9 protein-coding genes are annotated in these 9,605 nt (G+C 53.5%); 6 read left to right on the top strand and 3 right to left on the bottom strand.

The window, feature by feature from the left end:
* Positions 1 to 286: 286 nt before the first annotated feature.
* The 3 genes from JUK32_RS16470 to JUK32_RS16460 all read right to left on the bottom strand — a co-directional run bounded on the left by JUK32_RS16470 (position 287) and on the right by JUK32_RS16460 (position 3,796).
* Positions 287 to 1,021, bottom strand: a complete 735-nt coding sequence (locus tag JUK32_RS16470) for a TspO/MBR family protein (protein WP_204139956.1) — start codon at positions 1,019 to 1,021, stop codon at positions 287 to 289.
* Positions 1,022 to 1,476: 455 nt separating this feature from the next.
* Entirely contained in the window at positions 1,477 to 2,262 is a 786-nt protein-coding gene (locus JUK32_RS16465; protein WP_204139955.1) for a phycobilisome rod-core linker polypeptide, read from the bottom strand.
* 721 nt (positions 2,263 to 2,983) lie between these two features.
* Positions 2,984 to 3,796 (bottom strand): carbon-nitrogen hydrolase family protein, encoded by an 813-nt coding sequence (locus JUK32_RS16460; RefSeq protein WP_204139954.1) that lies wholly within the window; start codon positions 3,794 to 3,796, stop codon positions 2,984 to 2,986.
* 157 nt (positions 3,797 to 3,953) lie between these two features.
* Between JUK32_RS16460 and JUK32_RS16455 the strand changes: the two genes are divergently transcribed.
* The 6 genes from JUK32_RS16455 to JUK32_RS16430 all read left to right on the top strand — a co-directional run bounded on the left by JUK32_RS16455 (position 3,954) and on the right by JUK32_RS16430 (position 9,573).
* Positions 3,954 to 5,393: a Na+/H+ antiporter NhaC family protein gene (locus JUK32_RS16455; protein ID WP_204139953.1), complete on the top strand. Its 1,440-nt coding sequence runs from the start codon at positions 3,954 to 3,956 to the stop codon at positions 5,391 to 5,393.
* Between the two features lie 423 nt (positions 5,394 to 5,816).
* Positions 5,817 to 6,179 carry a lipopolysaccharide assembly protein LapA domain-containing protein gene (locus JUK32_RS16450; protein WP_204139952.1) on the top strand — a complete coding sequence of 121 codons (363 nt, stop codon included), beginning with the start codon at positions 5,817 to 5,819 and terminating at the stop codon, positions 6,177 to 6,179.
* A gap of 9 nt (positions 6,180 to 6,188) precedes the next feature.
* A complete protein-coding gene (locus JUK32_RS16445) occupies positions 6,189 to 7,055 on the top strand; it encodes a segregation/condensation protein A (RefSeq protein ID WP_204139951.1) in 867 nt (288 codons plus the stop codon).
* Positions 7,056 to 7,529: 474 nt separating this feature from the next.
* Positions 7,530 to 8,003: a phycobilisome protein gene (locus JUK32_RS16440; protein ID WP_204139950.1), complete on the top strand. Its 474-nt coding sequence runs from the start codon at positions 7,530 to 7,532 to the stop codon at positions 8,001 to 8,003.
* Between the two features lie 84 nt (positions 8,004 to 8,087).
* Complete coding sequence (locus tag JUK32_RS16435) at positions 8,088 to 8,804, top strand: phycobilisome rod-core linker polypeptide (RefSeq protein WP_239112746.1); 717 nt, start codon at positions 8,088 to 8,090, stop codon at positions 8,802 to 8,804.
* 406 nt (positions 8,805 to 9,210) lie between these two features.
* Positions 9,211 to 9,573 (top strand): hypothetical protein, encoded by a 363-nt coding sequence (locus tag JUK32_RS16430; RefSeq protein WP_204139948.1) that lies wholly within the window; start codon positions 9,211 to 9,213, stop codon positions 9,571 to 9,573.
* The last annotated feature ends 32 nt before the right edge of the window (positions 9,574 to 9,605 follow it).

Genomic DNA, 9,605 nt, shown 5'->3' with positions numbered 1-9,605 from the left:
GTTGTCTGCCTTTGAGGCGATTTCCCGCGTCCTTACCTCACAACAAGCTGATTGGCTACTGGGTTGAGCAATTACCCAGCTTATTAAATCTTCATTCCTGAGCCATCTTTTCACTGTTAGGGGGGCCGCACTCATCATGTCCGTGGATTCGTCACAGCAACCATAGAAGTTTGCTACCTCACTCTCGATGTGACACTTCAAAGGGCGGAAAGTGTTATCAGTTCGAGGGAAGCGCCCCCTGGCGACAGCGCCATCGCGTGATGGACGATTGAGCTTCGCGCCAGCGTTAGCTCGCCTTGGCCACAACGGGATAAAGCGGCTCTTGACCGTTCAAACGCCAGAGGCTGATGCAGAGAACGGTGGCGATCGCCAGCCACACGGCAGACGGGGCAATGATCCATCCCGCCAGCGGCAGCGTTTGGTAATAGCTTGCCGTGACGACAATGACCGAGAGCAACGGCCCTACGATCACCACTGGCACGGCATGGCCCAACCGCCCCTCTACCGTGAAAATCGTGTTCCAGGTGTCGCCCAAGCTCAGGTGAATCACATAGAGCACCAACGGCCAGCACAGAAAGGTTTGTCCCAACTCGGCCCACACCAAGTAAGCCGACACCACCCGTAACACCGCAATACTCATCCACACAATGGGGAAGGCCAGCGGCGGTGGTGCCCAACCCGGTCGCTGGATTGAGGTGTAGCGACCACTGTTGCGGGTGTTGTCCAACAGCGAGAAGAGGCGCGATCGCAAAGTGATGAACGCGAAAAAGCTACAGGCGATCGCGGGGGCACTCCAACTGGGCCAAGTCTCAAATGGCAAGTGATCAAACCCCAAATCCATCCCCCAGAGAAGGGCCGTCATGACACCTACTTGCGAGATCGTCGCTCCCAAATAGTTCAGGGTCGCGGCCCAATCCCACTTCGGATCCGCCAGGTCAGTCTGCACGGTTTTGTCAGTCGCCCCTTCTTTGACGCCCATGACCGAGCGGACACCGCTATTCACCAGATTTTGATCACTCATTGTTGTTAATCAACCGACTACCAAGCCACAATTTTTCAAGGTCAGACCTATCCTATCCGGCGCTGACTAGATGAAGAAAGCAGTATTGACTGGGAATCGCCGCTTCATCTTCAGATCATCGCCTCAAATGCCCCCCAGCCAACCAAATAGTCCCCGGCAAAGGCGGCCAATATTTATCCGTTTTGGAAAATATCTGAATTTTCCTGAGTTTTTCCCCGTGGTGACATCCTGCTGGGCAAGCCATCATAGAAACATCCTGTAGACTCGCGTGTGCTCCTTGAGCACCAGTTGGGGGAAGTCTTCTGAAAAGAAGCTTCTACCCAACTTTTTTTTCTTTAAATGCTTTTCTTTAAATGAAAATGCCTGACGCCACCACTGTCCCGACCGCAGTCGGCAAGGGTGACGCCAGGTCATCAATATGGTGTCAGGCTGCGATTAGACCGCCAACGGTGAGCCTAAATGTGCAGCCAGCCAAACCAGGATAGAATCACCGCGACCGAAATCAGACCGATCGCACTCGCGCCAAAAATGGTGATGCCGGCACCGATGCGTCTTGCCAGAGGCGCATACGGGGGCTTTTGCCACTGCCAACGCACGGGGGATGGTTGCGAAGACCAGCGATAACCACCTGGCACGTGCGCGCGATCGAAGTCATAGCCGATCGCTTTCAGCTGCGCCAGGTGATCTTCGCCATAGCGCGGCATATGGGCAAAAGTCACCTCACCCTGAATCCGCTGAGGCAAAATACGCCGCCGCTGATACGGCACAATGTGCTCGCCGAAACTGTCGCTATACTCTTGGCTTTCTAGGAGTTCATTAACGAAGCCGGTCAAGCCTTTCGTGCCAATGACGATGGACCATGACAGGATCTCGCGATCGCTATAGGGTTCGCGCCCAAGCACCCGCTGCAAGCACATTCGGGCAAACCGATAGTTATTATTGGCGTCAAAATTGCGCTCCCGAAACGTGGAGGAAAGCAACAGGCCCCGGACGAATTCTTTGACCGTAATCTGCCCCATCTTGAGCTGCGATTCCAATTTTGGCAATCGATTGCTCGCCAATAACTGCTGTTCATTAAAGATTTGGCGATAGGTCGCAGAGATTAAATCTTGCACGTCGCCATTGTCATCTAGCAAGTTGTCACCAGAAAACATTCGCGGATACTCATCACCCGGAACTTCAAAGTTTTTGACTCGCTGATTTTGACTACTTGGGGCAAAAGTCAATTGTTGCAAAACCACTAGCGTCTCCTTATCAAAACTGTCTTGGAACTCGTTTCATCAATAGTTACGATTTAAGCCATCAAGCAAATTCCTTCCTTACAGATCATCTTCATCTATCAATGAACTATTCTCTATAAGTAAACGATTGCGGAGTATGGCCATTGACATCACGCCTTTCAGATATATCAAATTCATCCTGAGGAATTGGGCATAGCCTCTGTCGGATGGCCCTTCAGCGGAGCTTTAGATATAAATGGCGTGCCTAAAAATTATCTTTTCCAGTCCTACACTTTGAAAGTTTTGTTCACAAAGGAAGAATATAAATTCAAGTATGTTTATATTTCACGAGATGAATTTTGATTTTTAATTGATTCAATAAGCTTACTTAAATCAATTAAGCACATAGAGTTTTGCTGGGTTGGGCGCACCCATCTCGGCCGAGACTTGAAATATTTCTCTAAGGCTGAAAAACCTTGCCTTGGCAATTGATCGACTCACGCAGAAAAGTCACACGATCTAATTGGCTACTCATGTAATCGAAGGGATTGATTTTCTAAATATGTGAGTGTGGCGGCAGTTGCGTCTTGACGAATTGTTTTATCGGCCAGCTGATAACTTTTTCTCAGGCTAAACCAGGCATCTGACGCTCGGCATTTAATGCCCAATTGTCAGTGCTTAACGGGTGAACGGTTTGGTCAGAAAAGTCGCTCCGTTTTTGCGCGACTCAAACGCCTCATGATTAGATGAAAGCTCGGTGTTGCAGCGACGGCATTTGCTGACGCACTTGCGCCAGGCGGGCGGGGTTGATCTCAGCGATCGCTAACCCGACATTCGGGCCCACATCATCCAGCACAATGCCCCAGGGGTCGATGATCATGGCATGGCCGTGGGACTGTCGACGGCTATTGTGGAAGCCCGTTTGAGCCGGTGCGATAATGTAGGACGTATTTTCGATCGCTCGCGCTTGCAGCAGCACCTGCCAATGGTCTTTGCCAGTGAAGGCGGTGAACGCCGCCGGAATCATCATGACCTCAGCCCCCATTTGCGACAGGTGGCGATACAACTCGGGAAAGCGGACGTCGTAGCAGACCGAGAGACCCAAATTGCCGAGCTGCTTTGACGGATACACCGCAGGCAGAGATTGCCCCGAAATCACCGTATTCGATTCCCGATAGGTGTTGCCGTCCGGCACATTAACGTCAAAGAGATGCACCTTTTCGTAGCGGGTCAGCTCACTGCCATCCGCATCGACCAGCAATGCCGTGTTATAGAATTTGCCCCCAGCTCCCGGCACCGGATACCCGCCGCCGAGCAAAGTAATTTGATAGCGCTGCGCCATTTTCTTCAAAAACTGTTCGCTGGCGTCGCAAATTTCCTGGGCCCGAGCGCATTTTTCTGCCTCGGCACCCAAGAATGAAAAATTTTCTGGAAGGGTGACCAACTCTGCCCCGCGTTTTACCGCCAGGTCGATTAAGTCTTCAGCTTGGGCCAGATTTTTCTCTAAATCTGGCACGCTGGTCATTTGTACCGCTGCTGCCAGGTATGACTTCATGCGCGATCGCCACCGAACGAATCATTAACACTCAACCAATTTTACGCGGATTTGGGGCTTGCACTGACTCGCGGTTGAAATCCATTCCCACACCCGAGCCAAGAGAGCCACATCCGATGGCTATGCCCCAGCGTGCGAGAGTTCATCGACTAGGATGATGACCGGAAAACTGATTGTCCCTGCCCCCTACCCCTACTCACCCTTGGGCAGCATGGCGGCACCTGGGCCTGAGGATACCCCCCTGATGGATATTGCGATCGCTCTGACCCTGGCCTTTACGACCCTGTTGACGGCGGTCTATCGCGGTGTGTTCATTCTCTGGCCATTGCTGTTGACCCTGGGGATCCTGTCAGCTGTATATTGGCGGCGGGGCATCCCGGTCGCCGATCTGCAACAGCATCTGTTCGCTGGCATCCGGCAGTCGGCGGGCGTGTTGAGCATTTTGCTGCTGATTGGGGCCGTCGTGGCGAGCTGGCTGGCCGCCGGTACCGTGCCAACGCTGGTCTATTACGGCCTGCAATTAATCCATCCCCAATATTTCTTGGTCTCGGCCTTTGGTTTGACGGCCCTGGTTTCGACCCTTTTAGGCACTTCGTTTGGCAGTGCGGGCACGATTGGCTTGGCGCTGATGATCATGGCCCGGGGGGCAGGCGGTTCTGAAGGGTGGACCGCGGGGGCGATTATTGCTGGGGCCTATGTCGGCGATCGCTGCTCGCCCATGTCTTCCAGCGCCCATCTGGTTGCCGCCATTACGAATACCTCCGTCCCCCAAAACCTGCGGCGCATGGTGCAGACCAGTTGGGTCCCGTTGCTGGCGTCAGCGGCCATTTATACCTGGGCCTCTCGCCTACACCCTCTCACCAGGGTGGATGATGCCCTGTTGACGGCGATTCCGACCACGTTTGTCGTGCAGCCGTTGACGCTGCTGCCAGCGGTGCTGCTGGTGGCGCTCACCGGGCTGCGGTGCCCTGTACTGCGCACGTTGTGGATTAGTCTGGGCAGTGCGATCGCCCTGGCCCTCACCCTCCAATCGCAATCCCTCGGCCAAGTCATCACGACATTACTCTGGGGCAGCCGCCTCTCCCCCGATCATGACCTCAGCCTCATTTTCCAAGGCGGCGGGCTGTGGTCGATGGTCAGGGTGTGTAGTGTGGTGCTCGTTTCCACCGCCTTGGCCGGGCTGCTCTCGGGGCAAGGCACCTTTGACCGCGTGGGGCAATTGCTCTCGCGGTGGTCGAGTCCTCGGGGTCGCTTTGGCAGCACGGTTTTAGCCAGTGTGCTCACCAGTGCCTTTGGCTGCACCCAGACGATCGCCATTTTGCTGACCCAACAGATCATGCAGCCGCAGTACATCGCCACCCAAGCCGAAGCGGACACCCTGGCGGTGGATATCGAAAATTCCGCCGTCGTCATTGCCCCGCTAATTCCTTGGAACATCGCGGGGCTGGTACCCGCAACGGTCATCCTCGCGGATGCCAGCTTTATTCCCTACGCCGTGTACTTATATTTGCTGCCGCTGTGGCACTGGCTCTGGGGCCATCGAAAAGGGCGATCGCGTTCCAGCCCTTCGACCCCTTTCCCCCTTAACCTAATCTGAGTTCGGGATCAAGGATGCCGAGGAACTTTCAGAGTTATCCGTAGCCTCCATCCCCTCCAATCGAGGGGAACGTAACCGATTTTGGCTTCACCCGAACTGGCGTTAGAAAGGTTTTTACGAGACTCATCCTCCATTGACAGGCCAGTGCCCTAGCCCCAGCCGATGACGGGTCTTCCCTTGGGGCAATACAGGCCCTAGCCTATTAGGTTGGGTGCAGGCAGGCTTAGCCGACAAGGGTTCTGGTATTCACTGCTGACGCCAGGGGGGGCGTCAGCTTGATTCTTCTATGGGATTTGAGTTGCGATCGCACTCGCGATCTATAGTAAGGGGGAATCATTTGCGGCCCGGGGTCGGACTGCCAGTTCAGCCACACCGTAATGGTTCAACAGCAAACCTTTTCGACGACGTTAGGAGTCAGCAACTATGCGGCAGATCAACTTTGTCGTGATTTTCGTTATTTCTCTCGCCCTCGTTTTATTTGGGATTCAAAATATCGATCCGGTGACCATTCACATAGTGCAGGGGGTCGATCTCGAAGCTCCCCTCTGTGTCGAGCTGATCGTAGCCATGGGGGTCGGTGCGGTCTTGGCTTGGGTCTTTAGTGTGTGGGTACAGGTGCAAGGATTTTTGGGCTCAGGCAAAAAAATTGAACAGCGCGAGTTGCGCATTCAAGAGTTAGAGCAAGATGTGGAGCGTTATCGGGTCGAACTCGAACAGCAGCCGATGTTGCCCGCCTCCAAGAATAGTGATAACGATGCGGAGTCTAGTGAGGCATTTGCCAGCTAGAAAGTTGATATGGCAGTGTCTCTCGCCCAGAGCGCGATCGCATTTTTGATCGATTTGGCCGAACAGGGAGAAATCGACCCCTGGGATGTGCAAGTGATTGACGTGATCGATCGCTTCTTAAAGACGCTAGATACCACCCCAGTCGCCCTGCCAGAGGCGGGGCGATCGCCCTATGAAGCCAGCCTGTCAGAGTCGGGCAAGGCGTTTTTATATGCCTCAATGTTGGTGCTGCTCAAGGCCGACACCTTGGTGCGGGCAGAGATGGAAGCGGCCCAGGCGGAGTTAGAGGCCGAAGGGTTTCTCTTAGAAGACGCCGACGATTTGGTACAGATGCCGCTCCCTCGTAACTTGGAACGGCATTTGCATCGGCGGGCGATCGCGCCGCCCCCAGAGCGTCGCCAAGTCACCCTGAATGAACTCATCGAGCAGTTGGAAACCATTGCTGCGGTCATTGCCGATCAGCCCGTGCGAACGCGATCGCGGCGGGCCGCCCCCGTATCCAAACGCCACGCGGTGCGGGCCATCACCCAGCTCGCCCACCAAGAAAACTTGACCGAAATCGCCGATGCGCTGGCCGCGTTTCTCGACCAGTATTGGGAGACCCTGGAAGCCCAACTCAGCTGGCTCAACTTTGAAGAACTGCTAGCGGAGTGGCCTAAGCACAATCCCGTCCCCGACAACCATGTCGCCGATTCCCCAGAAGCGGCAGAGATTCACGAAAAAGTTGGCGTGTTTTGGGGGCTACTCTATCTCTCGGCTCAGTCCAAGGTAGAACTCTCGCAGACAGAGCTGTATGGCGATCTCTGGGTGCGTAATCTGCAAAACCTACCGGATGACGCTGCCCCACCAATCCCCCCCCATGTGTTGCCCGACTGAGGCGGCGCTGCTCGCTTGCCATCTTTGCAAATCCGGTGCTCGCGAGCCAGACAATTGACACCGGCATAGCAACGAGCGATCGGGAACCGTCAGTGAATGTAACGTTTTCCAGGCAACACGAAATATTTAGATACGTTCTCCTGGCAGTGCCAAAACGGCCAAAACCCTTTCCCCTGAGATTTTTGCGGTCTACGAGGGCTAACCTAGCAGCCCCTATTGTTTGTCTAGATCTAATTTTTTTTGGTGGCTTAATTAAGAATTGCATCTCGCGATCGCGCCCTTTCCGCCCCTTGGGCAATCTATCAATATCAGACAGAAACGCATTGCAAGCCCTGTCCTGATGTGGCTGCCGAAGTCGATCTGCCCCTTCGATTGTCTGCTTTTGGCCCCATCGCGACCCCCTGCAATGCCCGAACCAAACAACCCTGTTTGAAATAATGACGCCCTGAGACAACGGGGACTTTTGGAGGGAATATGCCAGCTTTGAATCATCAGCTTAACCAGGCTTTAATTGATGCCGATGGTCGCTATTTAACCAGTGACGAACTTCGGCCCCTAGAGACGTATGTTGAGACCTATCAAAAACGTCTGATGGCTTACCAAACCCTCAGTCAGCATAGCAATGAACTAGTGCTAGAAGCCCTGAAAAAGTTTGCCAGAGTTCATCCAGAAATCATCAAACGTAGCGGCAAGCGCTGTCAATATGACATGGCACAAGTGTTGCGCTACATCTCGCTTTGTATCTTGCTAGACGATGAGTTTATGTTCCGTGAGAGAATGATGTTCTGGCTCGATACCATGCTCAGAGCCCACCAAAAACAAGAAGCCTGCTGCAAAGCCTATCAGCATTTGAAAGAAGTGGTGAATGACAAGTTGCCAGCTCAGGTGAGCGAACAAGTCAACCCGTTCATCAACATTATTTTTGAATCAATGCAGCCCTATACCTAAAGAGGCGATCGCATTAAGCCCCTCATCGTAGCGTCCCCACTACATTGAATTCGACCTACCCCAGAGGATATTGCAATGAAAGCTATGCAAGAAACAATTGTCAGTCGTCGTTCTTCACTAGAGGAGCGGCAAGCCGCGCTCTATCAAATCTATACCCAAGTGTTAGAGCGCCAGCCCTATGCCTCAGAACGACGCCAGTTAGCAAAGCCAGAAAAAGACTTTCTCAAAGATAAGATTGGCGTCAAACGTTTTCTCAAAGCCTTGGGCACGTCTGAGGTTTACCTCAACGAGTTTTACTACAGCAGTTCTAACCTCAAGTTTTTAGAACTGTGCTTTAAACATTTCATGGGGCGTGCGCCTAAAAACCATGCTGAAATGAGCGAATACAGCAATATCTTAATGCGCGATGGCGTTAAAGAGTTGATCACAAGAATGATTGACTCGGAAGAGTATCGCAAGCACTTTGGCTGCTTTACGGTGCCCCATCCTTATCCTGAGAAAATGTACGATTCGCCGAAGGCATATCTCGAAAATGATTTGCTGATTAACGAATTGCATGGTCGCAGGGGCACCGTTGTCCCCACCATGTTGTGGCATGAATTAGGCTTGCAGTGCGATGGCGGCACCTGTGCGACCCAATCCGAAAGTTTGTCCTTTGGCGATCACGAAGACCATGACCGAGTCGAGCTATTGCAAGTGCTGCGGCGCATTCATCCCGAAGATTTGGAAGAGGTGGCCGCTGCCCTGCCCCCGCAACAACGCGAAACTCTGAGTCGCGCTTTACTACATCTCAAACGGTAACATCAGCCTCTGGGGCAAAATTTGTGTGTGTGAAGCCTTGTTATCCGTAACAAGGCTTTTTTAATAACGTCAGTTCGGCAGCCTGATTTTGCCCTCTCTCCAAACCTCCCTCCCAGTGGGCTACCGTGTACACACAAATCACGGAACCCTCATTTGACTAGGGTTATAGCGCTAGGAGCCAAGCCGCCGATGGGTTTTCTAGCGGCCCAGGGAGGCCTTGATCTACCGTCATGAATAGACGCCCTAGACGCCCTCCTAGATTGAACATTGCGATGCCGACCAATCCCATTTTGAGTTATGCCCGTTCCCACCCGTCAGCTGCCTTTGGGGATCAGCGACTGGAAAAAAGGGGGCGCAATTTGAACGTCCCGCTCGCTTAGGGCAGGGCTATCCCGAGGCGGTGCGGGTGGATGCCGTCGAAGCGGTGGAACTTAATCCCCCGGATGGGGTTGAGCCCGTGCATTGGCGATCGCTCACCACCCATGCGGTGACGACCGATGACCAGGCTTTGTCCATGATTCAGTGGTATCGGTGGCGCTGGCACATTGAACAACTCTTTGCCATTCTCCAGCCGCGAGGGCTCGATATTGAATCCTCTCAGTTGGAGTCGGTCACCGCCCTCCAAAAGCTCACCGTCTTAGCGCTTTCGGTCGCCCGGCAAGTCATTCAACTCACCCTGGGGCGCGACCATCCCGAGGCCGAGGCTAGCGTGCTCCTCAGTCCCCAACCTCACTGGTGCAGAAAAGTTTTGGGAGCAAAGTATCGGTAGTCTCATCGTGAGAAAGTCGTCACTTTCGAGAA

This window comes from Halomicronema sp. CCY15110 (assembly GCF_016888165.1).
Lineage (GTDB): Bacteria > Cyanobacteriota > Cyanobacteriia > Phormidesmidales > Phormidesmidaceae > Halomicronema.
The sequence above is the reverse complement of the archived record's forward strand: the minus strand, read 5'-3'. Positions and strand labels throughout refer to the sequence as shown.

Coding starts and splice junctions, on each gene's coding strand:
- JUK32_RS16470 (WP_204139956.1), bottom strand. CDS start 1,021: ATGAGTGATCAAAATCTGGTGAATAGCGGTGTCCGCTCGGTCATGGGC.
- JUK32_RS16460 (WP_204139954.1), bottom strand. CDS start 3,796: ATGAAGTCATACCTGGCAGCAGCGGTACAAATGACCAGCGTGCCAGAT.
- JUK32_RS16455 (WP_204139953.1), top strand. CDS start 3,954: ATGACCGGAAAACTGATTGTCCCTGCCCCCTACCCCTACTCACCCTTG.
- JUK32_RS16450 (WP_204139952.1), top strand. CDS start 5,817: ATGCGGCAGATCAACTTTGTCGTGATTTTCGTTATTTCTCTCGCCCTC.
- JUK32_RS16445 (WP_204139951.1), top strand. CDS start 6,189: ATGGCAGTGTCTCTCGCCCAGAGCGCGATCGCATTTTTGATCGATTTG.
- JUK32_RS16440 (WP_204139950.1), top strand. CDS start 7,530: ATGCCAGCTTTGAATCATCAGCTTAACCAGGCTTTAATTGATGCCGAT.
- JUK32_RS16435 (WP_239112746.1), top strand. CDS start 8,088: ATGCAAGAAACAATTGTCAGTCGTCGTTCTTCACTAGAGGAGCGGCAA.